The sequence below is a fragment of the Parasaccharibacter sp. TMW2.1890 genome (assembly GCF_023337645.1).
Lineage (GTDB): Bacteria > Pseudomonadota > Alphaproteobacteria > Acetobacterales > Acetobacteraceae > Bombella > Bombella apis.
In genome coordinates this window covers 247,231-273,639 of the sequence record NZ_NWUV01000003.1, presented here as the reverse complement: position 1 = coordinate 273,639, position 26,409 = coordinate 247,231, and the positions used below count along the sequence as shown (strand labels likewise).

Sequence of the window (26,409 nt, the reverse complement as noted above, 5' to 3'; positions counted from 1 at the left end):
CTTCTCACACCAATTCGACAGTCATGGCTGGATTTTTTTCTCGACTCAAACAGGGTCTGTCCCGTTCAAGCGCACGCCTCAATGCGGTGTTTGTCAAACGGCAACTTGATGATGAAACGCTGGAAGAGCTTGAAGACGAGCTGATCGCTGCCGATCTCGGTCCTGCCGTGGCCGGACGGATCATCGAACAGTTCCGTGAGAAGAGCTTCGGGGAGCACATCACCCCGGAGGAAATCCGCCAGACACTGGCCGCCGAGATTTCCCGGGTTCTGGAACCCGTAGCCCAGCCTTTCAAACTGGACGACAGCAAAAAACCGCATGTCGTTCTGGTGGTGGGCGTCAATGGTGTGGGCAAGACCACGACCATCGGCAAGATCGCCCATCAGTATCACCAGCAGGGCAGGTCCGTCATGATGGTGGCGGGCGATACCTTCCGGGCGGCAGCAGTCGAACAGCTCCAGATATGGGGGGAGCGCACAGGCTCCCCGGTAATCTCCGGCAAACCGGGAGGCGATGCCGCCGGACTGGCCTATGACGGACTGAAACGGGCCACGGAGGAAAAGGCCGATCTGCTCCTCGTGGACACGGCGGGCCGCCTGCATAACCGACAGGCCCTGATGGATGAACTGGCCAAGATCATCCGTGTGATGCAGAAATTCGACCCCTCTGCGCCCCATAGCGTCCTGCTGGTGCTGGATGCCACAACCGGGCAGAATGCCATTGAGCAGGTGCGGGTCTTCCGGGAGCTTGTGAATGTCAGTGGACTGGTCGTGACCAAGCTGGATGGTTCCGCCCGTGGTGGAATCGTGGTGGCTCTGGCCGAACAGTTCAAACTGCCTGTCCACCTTGTCGGCGTTGGCGAACAGGCCGAGGATTTACGGCCATTCTCTGCCGAAGATTATGCCCGTGGGCTGGTCGGCGATGCCAAAACGGCGTAACCTGTCCCCGTCACGATATGACCATCTGCCCAGAAGGAGGCATTTTCTCATGTTCAGAGCACTTTTGAGATTTGCGGTCGAAACAGTCATGACTGTCGTTGTCGGAAAGGTTTTGAAGAAACTGCTGGACAGGCTGTTTCCCGACAACAAGGCCTGAACGGCAGTCAGGCTCTCCTCAACAGGACATCAGACAGAAAAGGGAGTGCCCAGAAACTGGACACTCCTTTTTTTTATCTCTTCCCGCCTGAAGAAAGCTGTCATTCGATCAAAATAAAAAGGCCAGCCTCTACAGGGCTGGCCTTCATCCAACATGACCTGACGACTGATCAGCCCTCGAAAGGGTCCGTCACAAGGATGGTGTCCTCACGTTCCGGGCTGGTGGACAGCAGAGTGACCGGCGTGCCGATCAGCTCCTCAATGCGGCGGACATACTTGATGGCCTGCGCCGGCAGTTCTGCCCAGGAACGGGCACCACCGGTTGTCTCATTCCAGCCCGGCATGGTCTCCAGAATGGGCTTCACACGGGCCTGGGCCCCCGGTGCGGAGGGGAAACTGTCAATCTTCTGGCCGTCCAGCTCATAACCGACGCAGATGGACACTTCCTTCATGCCATCCAGAATGTCCAGCTTCGTCAGGGCCACGCCACTCACGCCACCAACACGCACGGCCCGGCGGACCATGGCCGCATCGAACCAGCCACAGCGGCGGGGACGACCCGTTACGGTCCCGAACTCACGCCCACGTTCGGCCATGCCCTTTCCGACCTCATCAAACAGCTCGGAAGGGAAAGGCCCTTCACCAACACGGGTTGTGTAAGCCTTGGCAATGCCCAGCACGAACCCGACGGATTTCGGGCTCATGCCGCTGCCGGAAGCCGCAATGGCCGCCACCGTGTTGGAGCTTGTCACGAAAGGATAGGTCCCGTGGTCCACATCCAGCATGACAGCCTGTGCCCCCTCGAAGAGGATGCGCTTGCCAGCCCGGTCCGCCTCGGCCAGACGGTCCCACGCACAGCAGGCATAGGGCAGGAGACGGGGCGTGATCTCCTTCAGGAAGTCCAGAATCTGCTGCTTGGTGAAGGTTTCCGCTCCCAGACCGGCCAGAAGCGTGTTGTGGTGGAGCAGCAGCTCGTCGATCTTCCAGTCCAGCGTTTCAGGCTCGGACAGATCGCAGATGCGGATGGCCCGGCGGGCCACCTTGTCCTCATAGGCCGGACCAATGCCACGGCCTGTCGTGCCGATCTTGTGGTTGCCACGGGCAACCTCACGGGCACGGTCCAGCGCACCATGCAGGGGCAGGATGAGAGGGGCCGTCTCGGCGATCCAGAGCGTTTCCGGCGTGACGGTCAGTCCCTGTTCCGTCACACGGTCGATCTCGCTCATCAGGGCCTTGGGGTCCACCACCACGCCATTGCCGATGACGCCAATCTTCCCGCCAACCAGACCGGAAGGAAGCAGGGAAAGCTTGTAGACCTGATCGTTCACGACCAGCGTATGGCCGGCATTGTGCCCGCCCTGAAAGCGGACAACGATATCGGCCCGGCTGGCCAGCCAGTCAACGATCTTGCCTTTACCCTCATCGCCCCACTGGGTTCCGATTACGGTAACATTGGCCATAAGAATGTCTTCCCTCAACGTCTCACGATGGCGGCCCCTGCCTGCACCTCAGCGTGCCAGTACGACGGGTTTTCCATCTTTCCAGATATGGCTGCACCGCAGATGATGCGCCTCCTGCTCCATCTCGCCTGATTCCCCAAGCGATGCGATCGTGGCATAGCCTGCCTCATGCAGGCTGGACAAGTCTTTCTGCGCCATTACGGGCGGAACGAGGCAGCGCTGCCGCCGCTTCGGCTTTTCCGCAACCCGCAAAAAGGCATGGGGGTTGAGGGTCAGCCCGCAGGCGGGCTCCTCCCCGGCCAGATAGCGGCCGCCACGTCCCAGCTCCTCACGGGAATGCATGGCAAAAACCGTCACGCAGACCCCCGTATGGTACCGCCAGCCCCGGAAATCCACCGGGTCCACTGTCAGGCGGGCATCCGGCAGACGGGCCAGAATCGCCGCCACATCAGCCTTCAGCCGTTCGACATGAGGTTTCAGCATGTCGGGGAAGTCCAGCATCGCCAGCTTTTCCAGAGCGATGGCGGCAGGGCCAACAGCCGCCATCATGCCCAGAAGAAGCTCCGCCCACGGGCCGCCACAGTCCCGCACGGCGGCTGCATCCCGCCTGTCCAGAGCATGAATGATGCTGTCCCGCTCGACGCCAGAGAAACTGTCCTCAATCAGGCTCCAGATCATGACAGGCATGGAAAGGTCGAAGGACACATTGGCAATACCCAGACGGGCCAGAGCCTCTGCTCCGAGGGCGATCACCTCGGCATCCGCCTCGGCCCTGTCCGGGCCAATCAGCTCAATCCCGGCCTGCGATATCTGCCGCTGTCCCTCACGACCGAGCGTGCCGATCACCACACAATCCCCCGCATAGGAGAGACGCAGCGGGCGGGGACTATCCTGCATCCGCACCGCAGCAATGCGGGCAATCTGGGTCGTCATGTCCGGCCGCAGGGCCATCATCCGATGAGAGGACGGGTCCAGCAGACGGAAACTCTGCTCCGCCAGGGCTTCACCGGCCCCGCTCAGCAGGGAGCCTTCAAACTCCAGCAGAGGCGGACGGACACGCTCATACCCATGGCACGAAAACACATCCATCACTTCAGCAAGGCCACGGGCCTCCGCCTCTGCCTCGGCAGGGAGAAGGTCCACGAACCCCATCGGCAGCAGGGCGGGACTGGATGTCTCGGGACCGTTGATCATGACGCAGCAAACTTCTCTTCAATACGGGCAAAAGCCCAGTCCAGCCAGGGCAGAAGGGCCTCAATATCCTCGGCTTCCACCGTGGCTCCGCCCCAGATGCGCAGACCGGCGGGCGCATCACGATAACCGGCCAGATCGTATCCGGCCTTTTCCTCCTCCAGCAGGCCCGTCATGGTCTTGATGACCTTGGACCGTGCCGCATCATCCAGTGCCTCGAACCACGGAGCGATGATCTTCAGGCAGATGGAGGTGCAGGACCGTGTCTCTTTCTTCTCACTGAGGAAAGCTACCCAGTCACGGGCCGCTACCCAGCGTTCCACGACGGACAGATTCTTGCGGGAACGGGCCTTCAGGGCCTCCAGTCCACCAACGGACTCAGCCCAGCGCAGACCATCCAGCGCATCCTCCACGCAAAGCATGGACGGCGTGTTGATGGTGTCCCCCCGGAAGATGGCCTCATTCAGCCCTTTTTTATTGGTCAGGCGGAAAATCTTGGGCAGCGGCCTCTGGCTGCCTTCTTCCAGCCGCCGGACCGCCTTCGGGCTGAGGGCCACCATGCCATGAGCTGCCTCACCGCCCAGGGCCTTCTGCCAGGACCATGTGACGACATCCAGCCGGTCCCACGGCAGGTCCATCGCAAAGGCCGCCGAGGTGGCATCACAGATCACGAGGCCATCATGCTGCGCCGGAACGCTCTCCACGGAGGGGATGCAGACACCTGATGTCGTGCCATTCCATGTCAGCACCACATCACGGGACCAGTCGATCTGCGCCATGTCAGGAAGCTCGCCATAGGGAGCCTCCAGAACACGCAGGTCTTCCAGCTTCAGGATGTCCTTCAGGTCCTGCGCCCACGTGCCAGAAAAGCTCTCAAAGGACAGGACATCCATGCCACGCTGGCCTGCCAGTGCCCAGAGAATCATCTCCACGGCCCCCGTGTCGGAGGCCGGCACGATGCCGACCTGCCAGTCCTCCGGTATGCCCAGCAGGGCCGCCGACCGGGTGATGACCTCATGGAGCCGTGCCCGTCCCTCTGCCGCACGATGGGACCGCCCGAGGAAGGCCCCCTTCAGGGCCTCTGGTGTCCAGCCCGGACGTTTGACACATGGGCCAGATGAAAAATAGGGCCGCTGAGGACGGTGTGAAGGCTTGGCTGCGGTCATGATTGGCAGGTCATCCATGATTCAGAAGGCGCAAGAAACCATACGTCCCCACCACAGGCAGGCGACAGCGGCCCCTCACGGCAAACGGTTACTTTTTTCCTAGGTGTCACAGGCACCAGAAGGGGTCAAGCCAGCCCATCCAGGCCAGGCCGCCACATCACTCTACTGTCATGCCCTGTAAAAATGGTGCGAAAGAGGGGACTCGAACCCCTATGCCTTGCGGCGGTCGATTTTGAGCCGACTGCGTCTACCAGTTCCGCCACTCTCGCCCATGATCTGCCTGCGCCCCATGGGGCGCAGAAAACGTCCTGCTTATAAGATATCCCGGCACAAAGGGCCAGAGAGCGGCCCGAAAAAAAATCGGATAGGCTACCCGACCCTTCAGGTGATGTCCTGCCCACTCATCAACAGGATGTTACGCATGGCCGCACCGGAAGCCCCCTTGCCAAGATTGTCCAGAGACGCTGTCAGAAGGGCCTGCCCGCTATGGCCACTCACACGCAGCTCCATGTCATCCCGGCCCGCCATGGCTTCAGCCACCAGCTTCGGCTCGGACTCCACGACACGGACGGTTTTCGCATCCCTGTAGAACTCTCTGAGAACAGCCGTGACGTCCTCGATCATCGGTACACCGGGGAGAGATACCAGATGCAGCGGAATGGACACGATCATCCCCTGCGGGAAATGCCCGACAGACGGCACGAACAGCGGGTTGCGGGTCAGGCCGCCATACTGCGTCATTTCCGGCAGGTGCTTGTGCTGAAGGTTCAGGCCGTAGAGGAAGAAAGCCGGACCACCCGCCTCCTCCTGCTGCTCGATCATCGTGCGGCCACCACCGCTATAACCGGACACCGCATTGATGGAGACATGGGCATCCACCGGCAGCAGCCCCGCCTGAACCAGCGGGCGAAGCAGGGCAATGGCCCCTGTAGCATAACAGCCGGGATTGCTGACGAACCGGGCCTTCCTGATCCGTTCCGGCTGGGTGGCATCCAGCTCCGGCAGGCCATAGACCCAGTCTGGATGCACACGATGGGCCGTGCTGGCATCCAGAAACCGTGTCCCGGTATCCTGGCCAAGGGCCACGGCCTCACGGGCGGCATCGTCCGGCAGACACAACACGGTGATATCAGCCTGCGCCATGAGGGCACGACGGGCCTGCGGATCCTTCCGCTGGGCAGGATCGATGCTCAGCAGCTTCAGGTCATGACGATCCGCCACGGCCTCGACACGGCGGCGAATCCCCAGGCCTGTCGTGCCTGCCTCACCATCAATGAATATGTGCGTCGTCATCGTCCCGGCTTCCCTGTTGCCTGCCCCTGACCGGGGCGGTGCCATTCACCACTGGAACAGCATCCGCCTCTTTTCATACAGAAGCATGATGTGCCCGTCCCGCTCGAACTGGTCAAGCAGACTCATGCCGATGCTACCCAGCACGATGCGGGAAGGCCGGTTATCCTCACGGGCGACGGCAACGACACGCTCCACCCCCGCATCCAGAACAAAGGTGAGGGCCGTACCAGCGGCCTCACGGGCGATGCCACGCCCGGCAGCCCATGGGAACAGGGCAAAACGCAGGCCGATTCCCCGGCCATCGGGGCGTTCATGCACGCCCGTCATGCCGACAAAACGCCCCTCCTCAAAAATGGAAAAGATGCCGATGCCCCGCTCGGCCCAGAAAGCCACATCCTCGGCCATCTCGGCTTCCGCCCGGACACGGGTCCGCACACCACCCAGCATGGCCCCGAACGCCCCGACATCCGCTTTCAGCCGTGCCATGTCCTCCATGTCCGGCCAGTTGACCGGGCGGAGGATCAGGCGGGCTGTCCGCAGCTCATTGCCTAGCACAACATGCCGCCCGGACGGCGATCAGCGGGCGATGGGGCGGTAACGGATGCGGCTCGGCTCCGTGGAATCAGGCCCCAGACGGCGGCGTTTGTCTTCCTCGTACTGCTGGAAGTTGCCTTCGAACCACTCCACGTGGCTGTCCCCCTCAAAAGCGAGGATATGCGTGGCCAGACGGTCGAGGAACCAGCGGTCATGGCTGATGACCACGGCGCAGCCTGCGAAGGATTCCAGAGCATCCTCCAGCGCACGGAGCGTATCGACATCCAGATCGTTGGTCGGTTCGTCGAGCAGCAGGACGTTGTTGTCCTCCTTGAGCATCTTGGCCAGATGGACACGGTTGCGCTCACCACCGGAGAGGACGCCCAGACGCTTCTGCTGGTCCGGCCCCTTGAAGTTGAAAGCCCCGACATAGGCACGGGACGGCACGGCCCGCTTGCCCAGATGGATGACGTCCGTTCCGCCGGAGATTTCTTCCCAGACGGTCTTGCTGTCGTCCAGATCATTACGGGACTGGTCAACATAGCCCAGCTTGACCGTATCGCCGATCTTCAGGGAGCCTGAATCAGGCTGTTCCTGCCCGGTAATCATCTTGAAGAGTGTGGACTTGCCAGCACCATTCGGCCCGATGACCCCCACGATGCCACCCGGCGGCAGCTTGAAATTGAGATTGTCGATCAGCTGGCGGTCACCAAAGCCCTTGCAGAGATTCTCGGCCTCGATGACCGTCTGCCCCAGACGGGGACCGGGCGTGATGACGATGTCCGCCGTGCCTCCAGCAGCTTCCTGCCCGGCAGCCAGCATTTCCTCATAACGGGTGATACGGGCCTTGCTCTTGGCCTGGCGGGCCTTGGGCGAGCTGGCGATCCACTGCTGTTCCGCTGCGAGGGCACGCTGGCGGGAGCTTTCCTCTTTCTCTTCCTGAGCCAGCCGCTTGCGCTTCTGCTCCAGCCAGGACGAGTAATTGCCCTCGAACGGATAGCCACGGCCACGCTCGATCTCGAGAATCCAGTTGGTGACGTTGTCGAGGAAGTAACGGTCATGGGTAATGACCATCACGGTGCCCTTGTACTCACGCAGGGTCTTTTCGAGCCATGCCACGCTCTCGGCGTCCAGATGGTTGGTCGGCTCATCGAGCAGCAGGATGTCGGGCTTCTCCAGCAGCAGGCGGCACAGGGCCACACGGCGCTTCTCACCACCGGAGAGCTTGTCCACCGGGCTGTCCGCCGGAGGGCAGCGCAGCGCATCCAGAGCGATCTCCAGATGACGGTCCAGCTCCCAGCCATCCTCGGCATCAATCTTTTCCTGAAGCTCGGCCTGCTCGGCGAGAAGGTCGTTCATCTCCTCATCGGACATGGGCTCGGCAAACTTCATGGAGATTTCATTGAAACGCTCCACGGCCTTCTTCAGCGCACCGAAGCCCTGTGCAGCGTTCTCGCCCACGGTCAGGTTCGGGTCCAGCTGCGGTTCCTGCTCCAGATAGCCGATGCGGACACCTTCGGCAGCCCAGGCCTCACCGCCGAATTCTTTCTCGATTCCAGCCATGATCTTCAGCAGGGTGGACTTACCTGCGCCGTTCACGCCGAGGATACCGATCTTCACCCCCGGCAGGAAGGAGAGCGTGATCCCCTTGAACACCTCACGGCCGCCCGGATAGGACTTTGTGACGTCCTTCATGACATAGACATACTGATAGGCGGCCATGGAACGGTCTCCTCTAGAACACACGAACGAAAAGGCAGGAAGCAGGACTGTGCCCCCTCTCGCCCGGGGCGTTTCCCAACAAATACAGGCGGCTCCACATGCATGGAGGCGTCACCTGCGCCCGGCAGGACTCGAACCCGCAACCTAGCCGTTATGAGCGGCCAGCTCTAACCAATTGAGCTACAGGCGCACAGACATTTCGCCACATCGCTCATACGCAGTTTTTTTTCAAGCCCCTGCGGGGCAAAAACACGCCTGACAGGGCAAATAATGCGCTTTCTTTTTCCCGACTTCACCGCAGCAGAGAGGCCGCAGGCAATACACATATACAACACCGGGCATATTCATTAATAATGCGCCCATCACATCACCCACAGACACGGATGGAGCAGACGATGGACGTTACCAAGATTTCCCCCGGCAAGGATGTGCCGCATGACATCAACGTCGTGATCGAGATTCCACAGGGGTCCCAGGTCAAGTACGAAGTGGACAAGGACAGCGGCGCCATCTTCGTGGACCGTTTCCTCTTCACGCCGATGGCCTATCCGGCAGCCTATGGCTTCATCCCCAACACGCTGGCCGCTGATGGTGACCCGGTGGATGCGCTAGTCCTGACCCCGGCTGATGTCCTCCCCGGCAGTGTCATCCGCTCCCGCCCGATCGGCGTGCTGAAGATGGAAGATGAAAGCGGACAGGACGAAAAGCTGATCTGCGTACCGCATGACAAGATTCATCCGCAGTTCAGCAAGATCGACTCTCTCGACCAGCTGCCGGAAATCACGCTGAAGGCCATCGCCCACTTCTTCGAGCGTTACAAGGACCTCGAGCCCAACAAATGGGTGAAGGTTTCCGGCTGGGGCGACAAGGCCGAGGCTGGCAAGGTCATCGAAGCCGCCATTGCTGCGGCAAAGAAGTAATCTTTACTGCTGCTGGAAAGTCGGGCAGTCCCTTCGGGGACTGTCCGTTTTTTGTGTCCATTCAGCAGGACCGGGAAAAACGGCAGACACAAAAAAACCACCTCACCCGATCCGGCAAAGTGGTTCTTCCGTCTTTCTGGAGCGGGCGAAGGGATTCGAACCCTCGACCCCAACCTTGGCAAGGTTGTGCTCTACCCCTGAGCTACGCCCGCATCACATTGTCACCAGCAGCTCTCCAGACCCTGAAATCTGGAGCGGGCGAAGGGATTCGAACCCTCGACCCCAACCTTGGCAAGGTTGTGCTCTACCCCTGAGCTACGCCCGCATGCTGTCGGTGGGAGGCTTATGCCTCAAAGAAGCTCCCGACGCAATCCCCCCCAACACATTTTTATTTTCCTTTTTTGAAGGTTCTGCCCCCCTTGCCTCCATGCCCTGTGGAAACAATTTTAACTGGAGCGATTGTGACAGACTCCACCGCCAGCTGACAGAGGTTGCCGACCATGACAGAAGCCCTTTTCCCCTCCAGCAGCCCCTCCCGAACCATGGAGGTGGACCAGTCAAACTTCATGGAACAGGTTGTCGAGGCCAGCAGGAACACGCCGGTTCTTGTGGAGTTCTGGGCGGCCTCATCCGCTTCCTGCAAAAAGCTCTCCCCCGTGCTGGAAAAACTCGTCCAGACCACGGAAGGCCGGGTGAAGCTGGTACGGCTGGATGTAACCGCCAACCGGCCGCTGGTCAGCCAGCTGGTGCAGATGGGCCTGCCCATACAGTCCATCCCGGTAGTGGTTGCCTTCTGGCAGGGGCAGGTACGGGACCTCCTGCAAGGTGTACAGCCGGAAAGCGGTATCCGGGCCTTCATTGAACAGCTCCTGAAGGACAGCGGGCAGGCCATGCCCGTTGCCGAACAGCTGAAAATGGCTGACTCCGCCCTCAAAGAAGGTGAGCTGGCTGAGGCCACCAACCTCTACGCCGCCGTGCTGGAAAGTGAACCGGAGCATCCGGCAGGGTGGGCTGGGCTGATCCGCTGCATGATCGCCATGGATGACCCGGAAGGCGCAGAAGAAGCAGCCTCCCAGATTCCCGAATCCATTGGCGGGGAGCCCCTGATCACCAGCGCCCTGAGCAGCCTGAAACTCTATCAGGAAGGCCGGGACAGCGCCGGAAGGATCGATGAAATCCGCCAGAAACTGGAGCAGTCCCCTGACGATGCCGCCCTTCAGACAGAGCTGGCCAAAGCACTGAATGGCACGGGCCAGCGGGAGGAAGCGGCCCAGCGCCTGCTGGACATCATCGCCCGGGACAGGGAAGGAGCCGGACAGGCTGCCAGGGCCGAACTTCTGAAATTTTTTGAAGCCTGGGGCATGGCAGACCCCGCCACCCTGGCGGCACGGCGCAAACTGTCCTCCCTGTTATTCTCATGACCGGATGATCCGGCACAGACACGACCATATGCAGGGAAATGGTCCATCCATGATGCAGTCCCTGCCTGCCCCGCTGGAGGAGACGCCCCATGCCTGATGCCCACCACCCAGCCCATGACACACCCTGCGGCTCCAGACGCCGGATCCCCGTCCTGACAGACATGACACTGGCGGACCTGCCACCCCGAATCGGTCTGCTGCCTCTGGGCAGCACGATTCTTCTGCCACAGGGGCAGCTTCCCCTGACCATCTTTGAACCCCGCTACCTGACCCTTCTGGAAGACTGCCTCGCCCAGCATCGGCTCATCGGCATCATCCAGCCCTCCGAGACGGCCCGTTACGGCGACATGGCCCCTCCACTGGAACATGTCGGCACCATAGGGCGGGTAACCTCCTTCATGGAGCAGGAAAGCGGGCAGTTCTTCATCACCCTTACAGGGGTCTGCCGCTTCCGCCTGCTACAGGACAGGCTGACTGACAGGGGCTGGCGGGAAGGGCGCATCAATGCCATGCCTTTCTCCCACGACCTGCTGGAGAACCCTTCCCTGAATCTCGACCGTGAAGATCTTTCCATCGTCCTGAAAAACTATGGCGAGCGCCATGCCATGGCCATCAACTGGGAAAATCTGAAGAAACTGGACGACAACACCCTGCTGACGATGCTGCCCATGCTGCTCCCCTTCTCCGCCGGGGTGAAACAGAAACTGCTGGAATGCCCGGACACGACGGAACGGGCCAGCCACCTTCTGGACGAACTGTCCCGCTAGGCGATGAGCATGCCATCATGTAAGGCTAGTTCCCTGTCTCAGGGTGCTTTCAGGTACCCTTCGCCCCCAACCGCATGGACTGAAAAATCATCATGACCCACACATCTCCATCCCCAGAACTGCTGGCCCGCCTCGTCTGCCCCGTCACGAAAGGCCCCGTACATTACGACCCGGCCAGCAACAGCATCATCAGTCCCCGGGCCGGACTGGCCTTTCCCGTACGGGATGGCATCCCCGTCATGCTGCCGGAACAGGCCACGAAACTGGAGGACTGATTCCTACCCGTCCCTGACGGATCGCCAATCTATTTCTGCCTAGGTGCAGGAGCCCCGTAAGACGCCTCGGTATGGGTCTGTGCAGGGAAATGCGGCAGATCATCACCACCAGCGCTGCCACCTTCAGCCGCATGAACAGTCCGACCGGAAATTTCATCTGGCGTGGGCTGTATGGCCTGCACCATGGGCACCATCCCGCCTGAATAAGGCGGCATGGGATGATGAAGCTCCCGGAACGGTTTTCTGGGATAGGCCTCCGTCATGTCCGCTTTGGGCAGGTGCCGGACAGGGGCATCATCTTCTTCCGTCGCACAGCCTGCCATCAGGGTACAGCCCAGCAGACAGGGCCACAGGACCCGGCATACCGGACGGACAGACAGGACAGGGAGAAAAGGCAGCCTCATGACCTTCACCCTATAGCACTTCTGCCCAATTGACGAAGACCCACAGGCGTGAAAAGAACAGGCATGTTCAAAGGTACCCTTTCCACCCCTGCACGGCGGCTGCGCGCCTGGCATGACGCCCTGTTTGTGGACCATGCCATCTTCCGGCTGGTCTGGACAAATCTGGCCCCTGTCGTGCCGGGACGTGTCTGGCGCAGCAACCATCCCACACCGGGCCGACTGCACCGCTGGCGCAGGACATTGGGGCTTGTCATGGTCATCAACCTGCGGGGACACCGGCAATGTGGTGCCGATGCCCTGGGGCGGGAGGCCTGCCAGAGACTGGACCTCCCCTATCTCGACATGGCCTTCGAGAGCCGCAATGCCCCCCACAAGGACCGTATTCTCCGCTTCCATGAGCTCTATGAAAAAGCCCGGTTCCCCCTGCTGCTACATTGCAAGTCCGGAGCGGACAGGGCCGGGCTTGCCAGCGGACTGGTGATCCTCTTTGAAGGTGGAACGGCCGAAAATGCCCTGAAGCATCTGCACTGGCGCTTCCTGCATTTCCGTCGGTCCCGCACGGGAATTCTGGATGCCTTTTTCCAGCTCTACCAGAAAACGGCAGAAGGTCGTCTGCCTTTCATCGACTGGGTGAAACAGGAATATGACGAAGAAGCGCTACGGAACGCCTACAGGGCCGGGCGCTTCAGCGCCTTTCTCAACGATGCCATCCTGCGGCGAGAGTAGCCCTCTCCGCTTCCACCCCCCTCATCTGGACCGTCTGGCCACATCCCGGATGAAATTCATGAGCTGCTGACGGATCTTCTCCTCCCGGATACTGTAATAGGCCTGTGCCAGTTCCATTGTTTCCGGCAACATGAGCAGCTCTATACCGCTCCCATTTTTCTCCTGGGGGGCCTCAGCCATTTTCTCCCCGCCCCCATCATCCTTCTGGAAGGGAGCCTGTTCTTCCTGAAGATTCCCCGGTCCTGCTGCGGGACTGGCGAAACCATCCAGCTCGTCAAAAAAGAAACCTACCGGCACTTCAAGAACCTGGGCCAGCTCGTACAGACGACCCGCCCCGACGCGGTTTGCCCCACGCTCATATTTCTGAACCTGCTGAAAAGTGATACCAAGTGCCTTGGCCAGTTTTTCCTGTGAAAATTTCCGCAGCCCCCGAAGAAGCCGGATACGTTTGCCAACATGTGCATCGACAAACGACGCTAGTTCTGTCATCAATCACGAACCTCAATAAAAATCAGGTCAAAAGGTTTCTACTCTTCATCGATAGTGGTTAACAATAAATTATATTTTCAATTTTTTCAGGCTACACCGATCTGCCCTCTTCATAAAACCACCGCCCGACGAGAGCGGCCCCCACAAACAGCAGAGACATCAGCGCCGGTATCCAGCGCCCCAGCAAAGCAAAAAATGTTTTTGCTTCCGGTCCCGGAAGAGGGCGTACAAGCACCTGTTCCCTGCCCCATTCCGTTCGCCCAACTTCCCTGCCACGGGCATCATAAATGGCAGACACACCACGGTTATTGACAAAAACAACCGGCAACCCTTCTTCCACGGCACGCAGCCGCCCTGTCGCCAGATGCTGCCTCGGCCCGGCACTGTTGCCATACCAGGCATCGTTGGAGATCGTCAGCAGCCAGTCTGGCCGCTGCCCCGGTGCCACAACACCACCAGAAAACACGATCTCATAACAGACCATGGGACCGACACGACCAACCTGTGGCAGGTTCCAGGTTATCAACCCCGGGCCCGGCACCACCTCGGCCGGCAGCAGGTGGAAGGGCAGTATCCAAGGGTCATACTCTCCAAACGGAACCAGACGGCTTTTGTCATAAATGGCCTCTATGTGTCCATCCGGGGCCAGAGCCATCAGGCTATTGTACCAGCGATCCACACCGGCGGCACGCCTGTCCGACCCGAGCAATACCGGTGCCCCGGAGGCAGCGGCGGCAATGGCCTGCCTTGCCCAGCCTTCCTCCTCCAGAAGACCGGGGAAAGCAGATTCCGGCCAGACGACAACAGCCGGGCGTCCCGGCACCAGGCGCTGCGCATCTCTCACGCCCTGCGCTGTCAGCTCCAGATAAGACCGAAACTGTGAAACCGCATCATCCCGCCCCAGCACCTCATCTTCTGTCACGTTGCCCTGCACAACCACGACAGCCGGATTGACATGCCCCGGCAGAACGGCCTCATGCCCAGCACGCCATGCCCCCCAGCCACACCAGAGACCTGCACAGGCGACCACGGCCAGCAGCCCCCGCCGTCCCTGCCATACGGCCAGTGAAGCCAGCACCAGCAGAAGCGTCAGCCCATCCACACCGATCAGGGACGCTGGCTGAATGAGCCAATCCCCCAGCCATCCTGGGACTTCCAGCGCACTGCCCAGAGGATTCCAGGGGAAACCGGAAAAATAGAAAACCCGGGCCATGTCGGCCAACGTCCAGCTCCCGGTGAACATCGCCACACGTGGCCAACCCGGCGGTACGGAGCGACAGAGCAGGGCCGGAACCATCACGAGAGGTGCAATGAGCAGCGCAACACCAGGCGCTGCAAAAGGCACCACCCACCAGAACTCATGCACCCGGGTCAGGATTGCATTGGTCAGCCAGTAAAGACCCGCCGTATGATACCCCATCCCGAAAAGGAATCCCCACAGGGCAGCCTGACGGTGCCCCGGTGCGGCACAGACAGCCTTGTAGAACAGCCCCAATGCCAAAGGCAGAATCGGAAAAAAACAGAGCGGTGGCAGAGCCAACGCTGCCACCGCCCCCAGAACCAACATGAAGACGGCGCCGCGCCACCCTCCCTGCTGTGGAAGGGAGCACAATGCCTTCACCACCATGAAAATCCCTTGTTAATCCAGCGCGTCCTTCAGACGACGCTCATAATGACGGTAATATTTGTCAGCCAGCAGCTCACTCTTGACGAGCACGGCCACATCCGTGGTGTTGAACTGTTCATCCACCACGGCACCATCACCAACATACCCACCAAGACGCAGATACCCCTTGATGAGGGGCGGCAGCTTGCTGAGGCAGGTGCGGCGGTCCAGCGTGGCAGGGTCTGTCCGGCACATGCTGACATAGCGCTCTGGCAGGGCCCGAACCCGCAGGGCGGGCGGCGCCAGATGGTTGTGATACAGCCATGTCAGCTCATCACTCATCATATCCGGTGATGTCCCATGCAGGCTGGCACAGCCAAACAGCACGTCAATCCTGTGCAGGAAGATATAGGAGGCTATGCCCCGCCAGAGCAGCTGCATGGCCGCACGACCACGGTAATCCCGTGCCACACAGGACCGCCCGACCTCCAGAAGGCGACCGGGGAAATCTGTCAGACAGGAAATATCATACTCATCCGCCGTATAGAAACGGCCACCTTCCCCCAGCGAATCGGAACGCAGCAGACGATACGTCCCCACCACGCTGTCTGCACCACCACCACGGGCATGGTCCACCACAAGAAGGTGATCTGCAATCTCGTCGAAGCGGTCAGAATCCAGACGGGTCCGCAGGGCCTCCTCACTGGGATGAGCCCCCATCTCGTCAAAGAACACACGATAACGCAGGGCCTGTGCCGCACGGATCTCTTCTTCCGTCGTGGCAAGCCTGACACCCAAGCTGCCGCCACGCAGTTCCTGAAAACCGCCTTCACGGTTCAGGGCAAGAGTCGCCAGGGTATCCATCTGCCGCTGCGTTTTCTCGCTGCTGATGAATCCCCCCGCCTCCGGCTGCTCTGCATTACAGGAAGGGATGCATGCATCCCCAATGGTATCTGACGGCCTCTTCCCGGTCATACGAAATCAGTCACTCCTTATGCCCGGCCTGTTGGACTGGACCTGTTCCCATCCTCGGGAGCGGCATCTTTCTTCTTTTCGGGTGCCGTACGCCGTCCGAAAAGCTCCGCCCGGTGAGACATGAGATCAAACCCCAGTTCCGCAGCAATTTTCGCCAGCAGGCCGACCAGTTCATCATTCTCGAATTCGATGACGTTACCACTATCAATATCAATCAAATGATAATGATGCCCATTTTCACTGGCTTCGTAGCGGGCACGGCCCCCGCCAAAATCCCGGCGTTCCAGAATTCCTTTTTCTTCCAGCAGGCGGACTGTCCGATAAACGGTAGCAACGGAAATGCGGCTGTCCAGTTCCGAAGCACGGCGGTACAGCTCCTCCACATCCGGATGATCCTCCGCCTCCGAAAGGACACGGGCAATCACCCGCCGCTGTCCGGTCATCTTCAGACCATGCTTGACGCAGAGACGTGCAATGGGCGAATCACCCACAGTATCCCCGGACGCAGCACCCTCGCGCCCCATTTTTTTTGTGCTCATCACCATACTGATGATCTATCCGATTATGATACGGTTTGTCCAATCCACATCATAATACGAAACGCACCTCCTCCATCATGCAGACTCAACCGGGTCTGTCCTGAGAAACAGGACAGACCATCCTGATTACCCCTCGCTCCCTTCACGGCGGCGGCCAAGACCGATGCGCCGTGCAAGGGAAGAACGATGATTGGCATAGTTGGGAGCAACCATCGGATATTCCGGCGGCAGCCCCCAACGCTCACGATATTCCTGCGGTGTCATGTTGTAGGCTGTCTTGAGGTGACGACGCAGCAGCTTCAGCTTTTTACCGTCTTCCAGGCAAATGATATAATCGGGGAAGACCGACTTGCGGGGCGGTACGGCCGGTACCGGTTTTTCGGGCTCTGCCTCCACGGCAACACCGGCCCCTGCAAGGGCACCGTGCACCGAACGGACAAGGTCCGGCAGAGTTTCGGCAGCAACATCATGACTGCTCACATACGCCGTGACGATCTGTGCTGTCAGCTGACGCAGGGCCTGTGTTTCTGTCTCAGACGACGACATAAAAAACCTATCTCCCAAGAAATTTAGTTCGACCTATAACGGATTGTAGAAAAAGACAACAAGAAAAACCGTTTCTGTAATAGTAAACACTTGTTGATAAGATAAGAAAATCCACAAAATAGACAGAAATTCTTACAAAATCACGACATTACATAAGAGAACTTCTCCCTTCCGCCTGCGCCCAAATAGCACCATTTCTCACAGGGAAATACAGGCGCCCTACAAAGATCACGCTGTTTTATAAGGAATATTCATCATGAATGACATGACAAGTCTTATAGAAGGCTGTTACATGGAGCAGACAAGGAAAGACGTTACAAGAACATAACAGCTGCAAGATCATGTACATGACGACCTGCCATTACAGGCATACCACACAGCCTGACCGACCCTTGTTCAACAGCTATTCCAGCATTACACGGCCCATACGTCGTGCCATGCAAAAGAAGACAGGGTATGACCTGTCAGGGCGACCACCTCAAAAGACGGGCATCCTCACCATCGTCGTAATAACGACGCCGCACCGCTACCTGTTGAAAGCCGCACCGCCCATACAAGGCAAAAGCGGCTTCATTACTGAGCCGCACTTCCAGAAACAGGGTGGCTGCCTCCTGTCGGGCCCGATTGATGAGATGGGAGAGCAACCGATGCGCCAGACCCTGCCGCTGCCATTGTGGATGCACCCCCAGAGACAGGACCTCACCTTCATCCAGCACATGACGACTGATGATGAAACCCACAGGAACATCACTCACGCAAACCAGCCAGGCCTCCACACCCGGCAGGGCCAGAATCTGCCCGCAGGCTGTCTCATCCCAAGGGTCACGTCCCGAAAAGGCCGCATGATGCAGGGCCGACACGACACGGGCTGCCTCTGGCCCCACAGCCACCAGCTCAGGCCCCTGCACGTCCGACCGGACCTCCCTCTGGCCATCATGATCCGCCCTGTCCGGACAGCCCGTGCCAGACATCACTGCGGTGCCGGTCTCAGACCACCTGCCGGGGGTTTTGCCTCCGGGGGGTCCACATAAAGGGGTTCAAGCGGGTAGGCCTCGACCGTCCCATCATCCAGACTCTGGCAGGCGGCCCTGAAAATGCCTTCCGCCGTCGGAGCGGCATGAGGCAGGCGGACCACGTTATTCCCCAGAACACCACAGCCTGTCTGGCCACTCAGCTCCGGCAAGGCATCATCCCCATGGACGGCATCACCTGCCACGACCGGCCAGCTCCCCGGCTGAATCTCGCCTACCGGCAGGGCACAGGCCTCCCGCCCCGGCGCATCCACAAAAACCCGCCCCCGACGGGCAAGGCACAGGATAGTGGCCTCATCATGCTTCATGGTCGCCCGCAGTGCATCACCCAGCCGAACACCTACGCCCCGACAGGACCATCCCCGGACCAACCCGGCAGCAAGGGAAAGAGACGCTCTCAACCCCGTAAAAGAGCCCGGGCCAACCACAGCCACCACCATCTCCGGTGGTTCTTTCCAACCGGCCCGGGCCAACATGGCCTGCACGGCCGGAGCAAAACGTTCCGAAGCACCACGCCCGGACAGCACCTGTTCATCCACCACCTGGCCATATTCCAGCAGGGCGATCAGATTGCTCTGCCCCCGTCCGGCTCCCGCCCCGTTCATGACGAGACACCGCTCCGGCATCACAGCCACAAGCAGACTTCCTCATAAGGCAGACGGGGTGCCCGGGGAGAAGATACTTCCCCCCCGGGATAACCCAGTGCCACAAGGAAATTGGCCCGCCAGCCCTGCTTGCGGAAACATTCCTCCTCCACCATCACGGCATCAAAGCCGGACATGGGCCGCACAGCCAGCCCCAGCGCACGGGCTGCCATGATAAGATAGGCCCCCTGAAGGGTACCGTTGCGAAACGCCGTCTCGTCACTCAGCCCGACATCAGCCGCATACCAGTCCCGCAGGCCGGGCATGGGGTTGAGAGTCTCGAATTTCTCGAAAAACAGGGGATCATACCCGACAACAACCAGCACCGGCGCCGTCATGGCCATCTCCGCATTGCCCAGAGACAGGGCAGGCCGGATTTTCTGCCGGGCCTCTTCCGTCTTCAGGAAAGCGAAGCGGGCCGGTGAGCAGTTGCCCGATGTTGGCCCCATCCTGAGCAGATCGTAAAGACGATGCAGGACATCATCACCCACTGGCCGGTCAGAAAAACAGTCTGCCGTGCGGCAGCGTGTAAAAAGCTCCTCGGCCAGAACAGGGCTGGAGACCTCTCCTTCTGCCGGCTGCCCCTCCGGGGCTGGTGATGATGTCATCAACTTTTACTCCTCTACAGGTTCAACCGCCGTCACCTCCGGGATGTAGTGACGGAGCATGTTCTCCACGCCGTGCCGCAATGTAGCCTTGGAAGACGGACAGCCAGAGCAGGCGCCCTGCATGCTCAGATAGACGACACCTTCCCGATAACCACGGAAGACAATGTCCCCCCCATCGCTGGCCACGGCCGGACGGACCCGTGTATCCAGAAGCTCCTTCACCCGGGCCACGATCTCGCTGTCCTCGGGAAAGATGTCAGCCTCCGGGGCAGCGATGTCTTCTGCAAGGGCTGGCTTCCCGCTTTTGAAGAAATCTGTCAGGGCCACCAGCACCTGCGGACGCAGTGCATCCCAGTCGGCTCCATCATCCTTCGTGACAGAAACAAAATCACTTCCCAGGAAGACACGCTTCACCTCGGCCATGCCAAAAAGAACATCTGCCAGAGCAGAACGCCCCGCCACGACCCCGGCCTCTGCAAAATCGACAGGGGACCGGTCGCCCGTCACGTCACGACCCGGCAAAAATTTCAGTGTCGCCGGGTTGGGAGTATCTTCAGTTTCAATCATCATAAGATCATTCTGTGTCATGAACGCCTCTCTTATCAGATACCCGATGGAATGAGCACCCTCTAACGCAACTCTACCACTTTTGGACCTTTATAGTCCTATTTACAGACAGTATGTATATCAGACTGGCAGAACAGGCTACCTCTGCCACGTTCCCCCTTCTCCAGCTCCACCCAAGAGGATTCATGACACCCCCCTCCACCGCACTCCCTGCCAACAGCATGTCGGCCATTCCGCCGGGTGTGGCCACTGGCGGTGCATACCGTACCCTGCTCCGGGCCTGCCAGATGGGGGGCTATGCCCTTCCGGCTGTCAATGTCAGCAGTTCATCCACTGCCAATGCAGCTCTTGCCGCAGCACGGGCCAACAGGGCTGACATCATCATCCAGATTTCCGCCGGAGGGGCCCGCTTCTACGCTGGCCAGTCCCTGCCGGATGAGCAGCAGGCCCGGATTCTGGGGGCTGTGGCTCTGGCACGGCATGTCCATCTTCTGGCCCGCCATTACGGGGTAGCCGTCATCCTCCATACGGACCACGCCAACCGTCCCCTGCTGGGCTGGATTGACGGGCTCGTGGAAGAAAGCCGCCGCCACCACGAACAGACAGGCCAACCCCTGTTCTCCTCCCACATGCTCGACCTCTCGACAGAACCGGTCGCCGACAACATCGCCACGGCAGCGACCCTGATGAAAAAACTGTCCCCTCTGGGAATCGGCCTTGAGATCGAACTGGGAATCACGGGGGGAGAAGAAGACGGCATTGGCAACGAGCTGCATGGCACCGGACCGGCTGACCATCCCTCCCTCTATACAAGTCCGGAAGATGTTCTGACCGCATGGAAGACCCTGTCCCCTCTGGGGATGCTTTCCATCGCTGCCTCATTCGGGAATGTTCACGGGGTCTACGCCCCCGGCAATGTCCGCCTCCGCCCGGACATACTCCGCAGGTCCCAGGCTCTCGTGGCCGAGCGGCTCCAGACGGGCCCCAATCCTGTTCCTCTGGTCTTCCATGGCGGGTCTGGATCGGATGAAGACGCCATAAAACAGGCTGTCAGCTTCGGGGTCTTCAAATTCAACATCGATACAGACACCCAGTTCGCCTACGCACAAGGTGTGGCCCGTTACATGCAGGAACATGAAGAAGCCTTCGCCCATCAGGTCTCACCCGTAACGGGGCGGCCACTGAAAAAACAGTACGACATCCGTACCTGGATGAAGGCCGGAGAGGACAGTTTCATCCAACGGCTGACAGACAGTTTCCGTGTACTCGGGGCTCAGGGGCGCAGCACTGCCCGCCAGCCCTGACCGTCCGCTCCATCAGCGGGCAGATGGAACCGCAGCCGGTTTCTGACAGGAAACCGTCTCCACCGCCCCTTGCCCACAAACAGGCAGGGGGCCATGCCGCCCCGGCAGGGGCCAGAAAATCTCAATACCCAGAGAGACAAGCATGAGCAGGGCTGCCAGCAGCACCCATGGCAGAAAACGTGGCCTGTGACCCAGAAGAGGCGGGATACCCGTCTCCCGCTGGAACCGGCGCCCTTCCTCCAGCAAAGCCGCTGAATCCGGGACAGGACCAGCAGGCCGGTCTTCCTCTTCAGGGAAAAGGTCAGAGCTGGACACGTCTCAGCCCTCCAGAACAGCCTGCATCTCTGTCCACTCCCGCTTCGTCAGGCCGGATGTTTCCTGCGTGACACTCTCCCCGGCAAGGCGGCGGCGCAGCACCTTCAGCATCCCGGCAGAGAAGCTGTAAGCTCCGAGGCGATAATCCTCAAAAGCCTGTGCCGTATGCGGTACCCATGCCTTGAGAATCTCGATCATCTTCTGGGCATAGACACGGATTTCATACTGGGCATGTGGGTCGGACCGCAGCGCCAGAAAATGCATCAGATTATGGAGGTCAATCTTCCAGTACCACTGCGTGTAGGTGTTGAGTGTCAGATTGATGCGGGCCAGTTCCCGGGCCACACCCAGCCCCTCCGGGTCGAGCAGCTGCTCATAGTCGCCATAACATTGCAGGGCATCCCGCTGGAGAATGGACAGCACCTCTGCCGCTGTCTCTGCGCTGAGGGTCTCGCCCCGCCCCTGATTGTTGACCTTGCTCTGCGCAGCAATCTGTGTGGCATCGGGCAGATAGAACTCCCTGTCCAGTACGGAATACCGGGCAGAATATTCATTCACGCTGGCCATGCGGTGACGAATCCACTGCCGGGCGACAAAAAGTGGCAGTTTCACGTGAAACTTGATCTCGCACATTTCAAACGGTGTGGAGTGACGATGCCGCATCAGATAGCGGATGAGCCCGGCATCTTCCGACGTCTTCCGTGTCCCTTTGCCGTAGGACACACGGGCCGCCTGCACGACAGCCGAATCATCCCCCATATAGTCCACGACACGGATGAAACCATGATCCAGCAGCGGGAAAGGCTCAAAAAGAAGTGCCTCCATGGCCGGAACGGTCGGCCGCACCGTCTGGTTGGGGGCGGCACGCACGGCCTCTATTTCGGAACGCTGCTCGTCTGTCAGGGCCATGACTTCTCTCCCGCTCATCTGGCTGTGCCGGGCTATCCACGGAAGTGGATCAGCACGGCCATCCACCTCCCCCAGCTACTGAATGTAACCATAACGGTGACAGATGTAACCGCCCAGATGGCAGAAGGGAAGGCCCGTTTCACCTTGCCATACAGGACATAACTGCCTATATTTGTCCCTGCCGGAGGCTTCGGCCTTGGCTATGGCGATAAACGGTAGATGGAATAAGTGTTGTGGACCCGGGGGCAGTGCCCGGCGTCTCCACCATCAGCCTTCCGGGCTGGCGCTATGGGGACGAAACAGGCTCGACACGCATGGTAAAGATCTACTTTTTGCCCGGTATTGTTCCGCCGTCATCGGGCTGACTTTACAAGTGCCAACGATAACTCTGAGGTGCTCGCTGTTGCTGCATAAGCGATAAGCGCGGTCCGGGGGGTGCACCGGGCAACAGAAGCCCCCCCACCTGTTTCTTTTCTGAAACACCATCCCACGATAAAAGGTCGGGCTGGAAAATATGCAACCCGGCCCCTTGCGATTTCATGCCGCCTGTCGCACACCTGAGGTAACTTCCCAGATGCAACAGGTGATGGTGCTGTTCCATGAGTGATGATACCAACGGCTCCGACGGGCTCGGCCCTTCCATGCCAGCCAGCCTCCTCCCTTATGACCGCTGGATGGAGGATGCCCAGCGTATCGTCATGATCAAGGCGCTGGACCATGTCAGCGAACATGGCCTCCCTGGTGACCATCATTTCTACATGACATTCCGTACCGACATGCCGGGAGTGGACATCCCCTCCCGCCTCAAGGATCGCTACCCGGAAGAAATGACCATCGTCCTGCAACACCAGTTCCAGAACCTGACGGTGGACCATGACACCCGGACCTTCTCTGTCGGGCTGTCCTTTGGTGGCATCCCCAGCACCCTGCACATCCCTCTGGGAGCGGTCACGGCCTTTGCGGACCCTCACATCCATCTCGTCATGCATTTCACGCCCCAACAGCACATGGCAGATGCCGACACTCCGACAGACCCTGACCTCCACGGAGGGGACAAGGGCGGTCTGGCCGAGGTCCACACCTTCCACCCCTCGGCAGACGAACCGAAGGCACATGCCGGAACCAGTGCAGGCCATGACGGTGACTCCCATGACCAGGAAAATGAGGGGGCGAAGGTTGTCAGTCTGGCAGCCTTCCGCAAGAAACCCTCAGGCAATGATCCCTCTGGGACCCCTGATGACAGGGACCGCTGAGCAGGGACCGGGCGTGTGACCCTGTCCTCCCTCTCCTGGCGCTCCCATGGGTCACGATGGGCAGAGCTGGTCTTTTTTTCTGCCGTGATTTCCGGCCTCTTCATGCTGCTGCATCTGACAGCGGGCATGATGCTGGGCCCCATGGCGGCCGGCATCATCCTGTCGATCAGGAACCGTGGCATCACCATCAAACCCGTTTTCTTTACCATGGCACAGGCCATACTGGCCTGTGTGGTCGTCAACAGCCTGACAGGCTCTGTCCTCCACCACATCATGTCCCACTGGATACTGGTTCTTTTCAGTGTCCTCTCCGTCATCCTTGTCAGTTTTTCCACGGGGGCCTGTCTGGCCTGGTTCGGGGTCATGCCGGGGACGACGGCCCTCTGGGGCACATCACCGGGCGCAGCCTCCACCATGGTCATGCTCTGCGGGTCTTTCGGAGCTGATACAAGGCTGACAGCCTTCATGCTCTATTTCAGGGTCATCATGGTTGCCGTTGCCACGTCCCTGATTTCATGGATCGTCATACGCACGGGCCACGCCACTCCCACGCCCGCACCAATGCGAGGCAACCTGCTACCTACACTGCTGCTTGTCGCCATCAGTACGGTCATCGGCCTCAGGCTGCGTTCACCAGCGGCAACACTTCTGCTGACCATTCTGACAGGTGCCACAGCCCAGCTGAGTGGCCTGTTCCAGATCAGCGCCCCTTTCTGGATCCGCATCCCGGCCTATCTGACCATCGGCTGGTCCATCGGGCTGCGTTTCACCGCACCCGTCCTGCGTTACGCACTCCGCTCCATCCCAGCGGTCGCCCTCTCCTCCATGACACTCATTGCCAGCTGTGCCCTGCTGGCCCTGCCGGTAGCCCATTTCGCCCGGATTGACCTCCTCAGTGCCTACCTGGCCACAAGCCCGGGCGGGCTGGACACCATCATCGTCATCAGCGCCAACGTCCCGATTGCCCTGCCCTTCATCATTGCCATGCAGACAGCCCGGATGCTCGCCATCATCACGCTCGGGCCAGCCATTGCCCGTCCCCTTGGGCGATGGCTGGAACGCCATACCAGCCGCACGGCCGCCATGCCTGAGCAGATGGAGCAGCTGCCCCGCTCCCCTTCCACAAGCAAGTAACCCCGGAAGAGGGCACGGCCACGCCGCCTGCTGGCATGACGGCAAAGAAAAACCCTCCACGAAGGAGGGCTTTTCCATATTCCAGCACTGCCTGAATGGGTTGAACCCCCATTCTATCTCAGAGCATCAAACTCACTGACTGCGTCCGCCTGGTAAGACCGGCGGGCCTTTTCGAGATACTCTTCCCACTTCGGAACGTAATAGCCGTACCCAGCCGGATTCTGGAAGAACCAGTGACGCCAGGCATGGAAGACATGATCATGCTCACGATAGGCCGGATCATTCAGCAGATGCCGCGCAGCAGGTGGCTTGGCCGCATGAAAATGGACGATGGTAGCGTTGTCATCCACCCCCCAGTAAGGCTTCCAGTTGAAGCGGGCAGAAAGTGGGCTCCACTGTGCATTGTAGAAAATGCGCAGCAGCTCCTGATCATACCCAGCCACATGGTCCAGATTATCGCACAGGAAATCCACCATCGCTGGCAGGTCACGGCGCATACGCTCGAGGTTCATCACCATGACCCCCGAGTTCATGTCCACGTAGTAATCCTGCTTGCCGAACTGCCCGCAAGCCGCAAAGATTTCCGGCGTGCAGAACTCGACCTGCGGGTCCTTCAGGAACATCACGTCACAGTCGGTGTACAGGACGTACTGGTCATCCTGCTCCAGCAGGGGCAGCTCCAGCCGCATGAAGGCACCAGCCGCCGTAAAAATGTAATTGGGCCATTCCGGTTTGAGGCGACGCTGGGCCTCCAGCAGGCGGTCATAGAAATGCAGACGGTGAAAAATGACATTCACCCCGGCAGCCCGCATCTCCCGCGTGAAGTCACATTCGTTTCCATCAAACACCATGTGCGGGATCAGCGTCGTATTCTCACGGGCCGACTGTACGGCAGCCCGGATACAATCGATAAAACCATGATCAGGGTCGTTGGACAGTGTCTTCTCTGTAATCGCAAAAAACCACTTCATCCCTCAACGCTCCCTGACACCCAGTCTCTCAGAATCATATGATCATTCATTCGCCATGCCCCACTGACACGTCACCAGTTCCGGGAAATCAGCCAGAACTCTTCGGACGTCAGCGTCACCGTCCCCTGTCCTGCCGTATCTGCGGCGGCTCTGGCAAGAGCATGTATACGCTCGATCAGGATCGTTTTACGCTGATGCGCCTCAGAGGTCTCCCTCTCCCCGGCCAGCGTCTGCAGGGCCAGCTCGGCAGCACGGGCAACACGGCCTGCATCCAGCGCAGCGTAAGACATGATCTCGTCCTTCAATTCCTACCAATAAAACCATTCCCCCGCCTCGGGCAGGTACAGAACGGAGCAGCTCCCGCTGCCAGCCAATATAATCCCCTCTACAGTAGTCCCGTTTCCTTCCTTTTTTCAATCCCCTACCTTCCATTAAACCTCTTTTATAACGTGATCTTTACTTATAAAAACCAGGCTCCTCTCTGCCCTCCATCATTTCCATGATAGGGAGAGGAAGCTCACGCATGTCCCTGTTCAGGAAGCCCC

The 26,409-nt window shown here is 59.7% G+C and carries 29 protein-coding genes, 4 tRNA genes and 1 other RNA gene; 10 read left to right on the top strand and 24 right to left on the bottom strand.

Annotated elements, in window-relative coordinates; genetic code table 11:
* Positions 1-23: 23 nt before the first annotated feature.
* Entirely contained in the window at positions 24-938 is a 915-nt protein-coding gene (ftsY, locus tag CPA54_RS07885; protein WP_081562896.1) for a signal recognition particle-docking protein FtsY, read from the top strand.
* A gap of 326 nt (positions 939-1,264) precedes the next feature.
* Here ftsY and CPA54_RS07880 read toward each other — a convergent pair whose 3' ends face one another.
* The 8 genes from CPA54_RS07880 to CPA54_RS07845 form a co-directional block, all read right to left on the bottom strand.
* Positions 1,265-2,554 (bottom strand): adenylosuccinate synthase, encoded by a 1,290-nt coding sequence (locus CPA54_RS07880; RefSeq protein WP_043558873.1) that lies wholly within the window; start codon positions 2,552-2,554, stop codon positions 1,265-1,267.
* A 48-nt stretch (positions 2,555-2,602) separates the two neighbouring features.
* On the bottom strand, positions 2,603-3,748 hold the full coding sequence (locus tag CPA54_RS07875) for an ATP phosphoribosyltransferase regulatory subunit (protein WP_043558877.1): 1,146 nt from the start codon (positions 3,746-3,748) through the stop codon (positions 2,603-2,605).
* Positions 3,745-4,911 carry a phosphoserine transaminase gene (locus CPA54_RS07870; RefSeq protein ID WP_043559294.1) on the bottom strand — a complete coding sequence of 389 codons (1,167 nt, stop codon included), beginning with the start codon at positions 4,909-4,911 and terminating at the stop codon, positions 3,745-3,747. Before CPA54_RS07870 ends, CPA54_RS07875 begins: the two co-directional genes overlap by 4 nt.
* Positions 4,912-5,095: 184 nt before the next feature.
* A tRNA-Leu gene (locus CPA54_RS07865) sits at positions 5,096-5,180 on the bottom strand.
* Positions 5,181-5,292: 112 nt separating this feature from the next.
* Positions 5,293-6,204 (bottom strand): N-acetyl-gamma-glutamyl-phosphate reductase, encoded by a 912-nt coding sequence (gene argC / locus CPA54_RS07860; RefSeq protein ID WP_103765678.1) that lies wholly within the window; start codon positions 6,202-6,204, stop codon positions 5,293-5,295.
* Positions 6,205-6,249: 45 nt separating this feature from the next.
* Positions 6,250-6,759 carry a GNAT family N-acetyltransferase gene (locus tag CPA54_RS07855; RefSeq protein ID WP_043558880.1) on the bottom strand — a complete coding sequence of 170 codons (510 nt, stop codon included), beginning with the start codon at positions 6,757-6,759 and terminating at the stop codon, positions 6,250-6,252.
* A gap of 21 nt (positions 6,760-6,780) precedes the next feature.
* Complete coding sequence (ettA, locus tag CPA54_RS07850) at positions 6,781-8,460, bottom strand: energy-dependent translational throttle protein EttA (protein ID WP_043558883.1); 1,680 nt, start codon at positions 8,458-8,460, stop codon at positions 6,781-6,783.
* A gap of 116 nt (positions 8,461-8,576) precedes the next feature.
* A tRNA-Ile gene (locus tag CPA54_RS07845) sits at positions 8,577-8,650 on the bottom strand.
* 205 nt (positions 8,651-8,855) lie between these two features.
* On the opposite strand from CPA54_RS07845, the gene ppa reads away from it, so the two are divergent.
* Positions 8,856-9,380: an inorganic diphosphatase gene (gene ppa, locus CPA54_RS07840; RefSeq protein WP_043559301.1), complete on the top strand. Its 525-nt coding sequence runs from the start codon at positions 8,856-8,858 to the stop codon at positions 9,378-9,380.
* Positions 9,381-9,517: 137 nt separating this feature from the next.
* Here ppa and CPA54_RS07835 read toward each other — a convergent pair.
* Both CPA54_RS07835 and CPA54_RS07830 read right to left on the bottom strand, forming a co-directional pair.
* Positions 9,518-9,592 (bottom strand) — tRNA-Gly (locus tag CPA54_RS07835).
* Between the two features lie 38 nt (positions 9,593-9,630).
* A tRNA-Gly gene (locus CPA54_RS07830) sits at positions 9,631-9,705 on the bottom strand.
* A 175-nt stretch (positions 9,706-9,880) separates the two neighbouring features.
* Between CPA54_RS07830 and CPA54_RS07825 the strand changes: the two genes are divergently transcribed.
* From CPA54_RS07825 to CPA54_RS07815, 3 genes are all read left to right on the top strand, one after another.
* Entirely contained in the window at positions 9,881-10,801 is a 921-nt protein-coding gene (locus tag CPA54_RS07825; protein WP_081562898.1) for a tetratricopeptide repeat protein, read from the top strand.
* 89 nt (positions 10,802-10,890) lie between these two features.
* Positions 10,891-11,568 (top strand): LON peptidase substrate-binding domain-containing protein, encoded by a 678-nt coding sequence (locus CPA54_RS07820; protein WP_043558892.1) that lies wholly within the window; start codon positions 10,891-10,893, stop codon positions 11,566-11,568.
* Between the two features lie 92 nt (positions 11,569-11,660).
* On the top strand, positions 11,661-11,843 hold the full coding sequence (locus CPA54_RS07815; protein WP_043558894.1) for a Trm112 family protein: 183 nt from the start codon (positions 11,661-11,663) through the stop codon (positions 11,841-11,843).
* Between the two features lie 29 nt (positions 11,844-11,872).
* Here the strand turns inward: CPA54_RS07815 and CPA54_RS07810 are convergent, their stop codons facing one another.
* Positions 11,873-12,247, bottom strand: a complete 375-nt coding sequence (locus CPA54_RS07810) for a hypothetical protein (protein ID WP_249086021.1) — start codon at positions 12,245-12,247, stop codon at positions 11,873-11,875.
* Between the two features lie 63 nt (positions 12,248-12,310).
* On the opposite strand from CPA54_RS07810, the gene CPA54_RS07805 reads away from it, so the two are divergent.
* Positions 12,311-12,973, top strand: coding sequence for a tyrosine-protein phosphatase (locus CPA54_RS07805; RefSeq protein ID WP_043558901.1), 663 nt, complete (start codon positions 12,311-12,313; stop codon positions 12,971-12,973).
* A 21-nt stretch (positions 12,974-12,994) separates the two neighbouring features.
* On the opposite strand, the gene CPA54_RS07800 is transcribed toward CPA54_RS07805, so the two are convergent.
* From CPA54_RS07800 to CPA54_RS07760, 9 genes are all read right to left on the bottom strand, one after another.
* Positions 12,995-13,462, bottom strand: a complete 468-nt coding sequence (locus CPA54_RS07800) for a helix-turn-helix domain-containing protein (RefSeq protein ID WP_043558903.1) — start codon at positions 13,460-13,462, stop codon at positions 12,995-12,997.
* Positions 13,463-13,553: 91 nt separating this feature from the next.
* Positions 13,554-15,089, bottom strand: a complete 1,536-nt coding sequence (gene lnt, locus CPA54_RS07795) for an apolipoprotein N-acyltransferase (protein WP_249086020.1) — start codon at positions 15,087-15,089, stop codon at positions 13,554-13,556.
* Between the two features lie 12 nt (positions 15,090-15,101).
* Positions 15,102-15,932 (bottom strand): GNAT family N-acetyltransferase, encoded by an 831-nt coding sequence (locus tag CPA54_RS07790; RefSeq protein ID WP_193599755.1) that lies wholly within the window; start codon positions 15,930-15,932, stop codon positions 15,102-15,104.
* Positions 15,933-16,060: 128 nt separating this feature from the next.
* Positions 16,061-16,588 carry a Fur family transcriptional regulator gene (locus CPA54_RS07785; protein ID WP_043558908.1) on the bottom strand — a complete coding sequence of 176 codons (528 nt, stop codon included), beginning with the start codon at positions 16,586-16,588 and terminating at the stop codon, positions 16,061-16,063.
* Between the two features lie 120 nt (positions 16,589-16,708).
* Entirely contained in the window at positions 16,709-17,128 is a 420-nt protein-coding gene (locus CPA54_RS07780) for a MucR family transcriptional regulator (RefSeq protein WP_043558914.1), read from the bottom strand.
* Between the two features lie 464 nt (positions 17,129-17,592).
* Positions 17,593-18,099: a ribosomal protein S18-alanine N-acetyltransferase gene (rimI, locus tag CPA54_RS07775; RefSeq protein ID WP_103765623.1), complete on the bottom strand. Its 507-nt coding sequence runs from the start codon at positions 18,097-18,099 to the stop codon at positions 17,593-17,595.
* Entirely contained in the window at positions 18,099-18,785 is a 687-nt protein-coding gene (gene tsaB, locus CPA54_RS07770; RefSeq protein ID WP_249086043.1) for a tRNA (adenosine(37)-N6)-threonylcarbamoyltransferase complex dimerization subunit type 1 TsaB, read from the bottom strand. The genes rimI and tsaB overlap by 1 nt, the downstream gene beginning before the upstream one ends.
* Complete coding sequence (locus CPA54_RS07765) at positions 18,785-19,411, bottom strand: malonic semialdehyde reductase (RefSeq protein ID WP_086431546.1); 627 nt, start codon at positions 19,409-19,411, stop codon at positions 18,785-18,787. The genes tsaB and CPA54_RS07765 overlap by 1 nt, the downstream gene beginning before the upstream one ends.
* A 6-nt stretch (positions 19,412-19,417) precedes the next feature.
* Positions 19,418-19,981, bottom strand: a complete 564-nt coding sequence (locus tag CPA54_RS07760; RefSeq protein WP_043559316.1) for a NifU family protein — start codon at positions 19,979-19,981, stop codon at positions 19,418-19,420.
* A gap of 182 nt (positions 19,982-20,163) precedes the next feature.
* Here CPA54_RS07760 and fbaA point away from each other — a divergent pair, with 182 nt between their 5' ends.
* The gene (fbaA, locus tag CPA54_RS07755; RefSeq protein ID WP_227449725.1) at positions 20,164-21,282 is read left to right on the top strand and encodes a class II fructose-bisphosphate aldolase; all 1,119 of its coding nucleotides are present in this window, start codon (positions 20,164-20,166) and stop codon (positions 21,280-21,282) included.
* Between the two features lie 12 nt (positions 21,283-21,294).
* Here fbaA and CPA54_RS07750 read toward each other — a convergent pair whose 3' ends face one another.
* Together CPA54_RS07750 and thyX are read right to left on the bottom strand one after the other, a co-directional pair.
* On the bottom strand, positions 21,295-21,597 hold the full coding sequence (locus CPA54_RS07750) for a hypothetical protein (RefSeq protein WP_249086018.1): 303 nt from the start codon (positions 21,595-21,597) through the stop codon (positions 21,295-21,297).
* Positions 21,598-21,600: 3 nt separating this feature from the next.
* On the bottom strand, positions 21,601-22,506 hold the full coding sequence (gene thyX / locus CPA54_RS07745; protein ID WP_043558921.1) for an FAD-dependent thymidylate synthase: 906 nt from the start codon (positions 22,504-22,506) through the stop codon (positions 21,601-21,603).
* Positions 22,507-22,646: 140 nt separating this feature from the next.
* Here thyX and ssrA point away from each other — a divergent pair.
* The 3 genes from ssrA to CPA54_RS07730 all read left to right on the top strand — a co-directional run bounded on the left by ssrA (position 22,647) and on the right by CPA54_RS07730 (position 24,893).
* Positions 22,647-22,970, top strand: a transfer-messenger RNA (tmRNA) gene (gene ssrA, locus CPA54_RS07740).
* A gap of 135 nt (positions 22,971-23,105) precedes the next feature.
* Positions 23,106-23,759, top strand: coding sequence for an SspB family protein (locus CPA54_RS07735; protein ID WP_052348957.1), 654 nt, complete (start codon positions 23,106-23,108; stop codon positions 23,757-23,759).
* Positions 23,760-23,774: 15 nt separating this feature from the next.
* Positions 23,775-24,893: an AbrB family transcriptional regulator gene (locus CPA54_RS07730; RefSeq protein ID WP_249086017.1), complete on the top strand. Its 1,119-nt coding sequence runs from the start codon at positions 23,775-23,777 to the stop codon at positions 24,891-24,893.
* A gap of 113 nt (positions 24,894-25,006) precedes the next feature.
* Here CPA54_RS07730 and CPA54_RS07725 read toward each other — a convergent pair whose 3' ends face one another.
* Both CPA54_RS07725 and CPA54_RS07720 read right to left on the bottom strand, forming a co-directional pair.
* The gene (locus CPA54_RS07725; protein ID WP_043558923.1) at positions 25,007-25,864 is read right to left on the bottom strand and encodes a hypothetical protein; all 858 of its coding nucleotides are present in this window, start codon (positions 25,862-25,864) and stop codon (positions 25,007-25,009) included.
* Positions 25,865-25,935: 71 nt separating this feature from the next.
* Entirely contained in the window at positions 25,936-26,154 is a 219-nt protein-coding gene (locus CPA54_RS07720) for a hypothetical protein (protein WP_043558926.1), read from the bottom strand.
* Positions 26,155-26,409 lie beyond the last annotated feature (255 nt).

Coding starts and splice junctions, on each gene's coding strand:
- ftsY (WP_081562896.1), top strand. CDS start 24: ATGGCTGGATTTTTTTCTCGACTCAAACAGGGTCTGTCCCGTTCAAGC.
- CPA54_RS07880 (WP_043558873.1), bottom strand. CDS start 2,554: ATGGCCAATGTTACCGTAATCGGAACCCAGTGGGGCGATGAGGGTAAA.
- CPA54_RS07875 (WP_043558877.1), bottom strand. CDS start 3,748: ATGATCAACGGTCCCGAGACATCCAGTCCCGCCCTGCTGCCGATGGGG.
- CPA54_RS07870 (WP_043559294.1), bottom strand. CDS start 4,911: ATGACCGCAGCCAAGCCTTCACACCGTCCTCAGCGGCCCTATTTTTCA.
- argC (WP_103765678.1), bottom strand. CDS start 6,204: ATGACGACGCACATATTCATTGATGGTGAGGCAGGCACGACAGGCCTG.
- ettA (WP_043558883.1), bottom strand. CDS start 8,460: ATGGCCGCCTATCAGTATGTCTATGTCATGAAGGACGTCACAAAGTCC.
- ppa (WP_043559301.1), top strand. CDS start 8,856: ATGGACGTTACCAAGATTTCCCCCGGCAAGGATGTGCCGCATGACATC.
- CPA54_RS07825 (WP_081562898.1), top strand. CDS start 9,881: ATGACAGAAGCCCTTTTCCCCTCCAGCAGCCCCTCCCGAACCATGGAG.
- CPA54_RS07820 (WP_043558892.1), top strand. CDS start 10,891: ATGCCTGATGCCCACCACCCAGCCCATGACACACCCTGCGGCTCCAGA.
- CPA54_RS07815 (WP_043558894.1), top strand. CDS start 11,661: ATGACCCACACATCTCCATCCCCAGAACTGCTGGCCCGCCTCGTCTGC.
- CPA54_RS07810 (WP_249086021.1), bottom strand. CDS start 12,247: ATGAGGCTGCCTTTTCTCCCTGTCCTGTCTGTCCGTCCGGTATGCCGG.
- CPA54_RS07805 (WP_043558901.1), top strand. CDS start 12,311: ATGTTCAAAGGTACCCTTTCCACCCCTGCACGGCGGCTGCGCGCCTGG.
- CPA54_RS07800 (WP_043558903.1), bottom strand. CDS start 13,462: ATGACAGAACTAGCGTCGTTTGTCGATGCACATGTTGGCAAACGTATC.
- lnt (WP_249086020.1), bottom strand. CDS start 15,089: ATGGTGGTGAAGGCATTGTGCTCCCTTCCACAGCAGGGAGGGTGGCGC.
- CPA54_RS07790 (WP_193599755.1), bottom strand. CDS start 15,932: ATGGATACCCTGGCGACTCTTGCCCTGAACCGTGAAGGCGGTTTTCAG.
- CPA54_RS07785 (WP_043558908.1), bottom strand. CDS start 16,588: ATGGTGATGAGCACAAAAAAAATGGGGCGCGAGGGTGCTGCGTCCGGG.
- CPA54_RS07780 (WP_043558914.1), bottom strand. CDS start 17,128: ATGTCGTCGTCTGAGACAGAAACACAGGCCCTGCGTCAGCTGACAGCA.
- rimI (WP_103765623.1), bottom strand. CDS start 18,099: ATGTCTGGCACGGGCTGTCCGGACAGGGCGGATCATGATGGCCAGAGG.
- tsaB (WP_249086043.1), bottom strand. CDS start 18,785: ATGCCGGAGCGGTGTCTCGTCATGAACGGGGCGGGAGCCGGACGGGGG.
- CPA54_RS07765 (WP_086431546.1), bottom strand. CDS start 19,411: ATGACATCATCACCAGCCCCGGAGGGGCAGCCGGCAGAAGGAGAGGTC.
- CPA54_RS07760 (WP_043559316.1), bottom strand. CDS start 19,981: ATGATGATTGAAACTGAAGATACTCCCAACCCGGCGACACTGAAATTT.
- fbaA (WP_227449725.1), top strand. CDS start 20,164: ATGACACCCCCCTCCACCGCACTCCCTGCCAACAGCATGTCGGCCATT.
- thyX (WP_043558921.1), bottom strand. CDS start 22,506: ATGGCCCTGACAGACGAGCAGCGTTCCGAAATAGAGGCCGTGCGTGCC.
- CPA54_RS07735 (WP_052348957.1), top strand. CDS start 23,106: ATGAGTGATGATACCAACGGCTCCGACGGGCTCGGCCCTTCCATGCCA.
- CPA54_RS07725 (WP_043558923.1), bottom strand. CDS start 25,864: ATGAAGTGGTTTTTTGCGATTACAGAGAAGACACTGTCCAACGACCCT.
- CPA54_RS07720 (WP_043558926.1), bottom strand. CDS start 26,154: ATGTCTTACGCTGCGCTGGATGCAGGCCGTGTTGCCCGTGCTGCCGAG.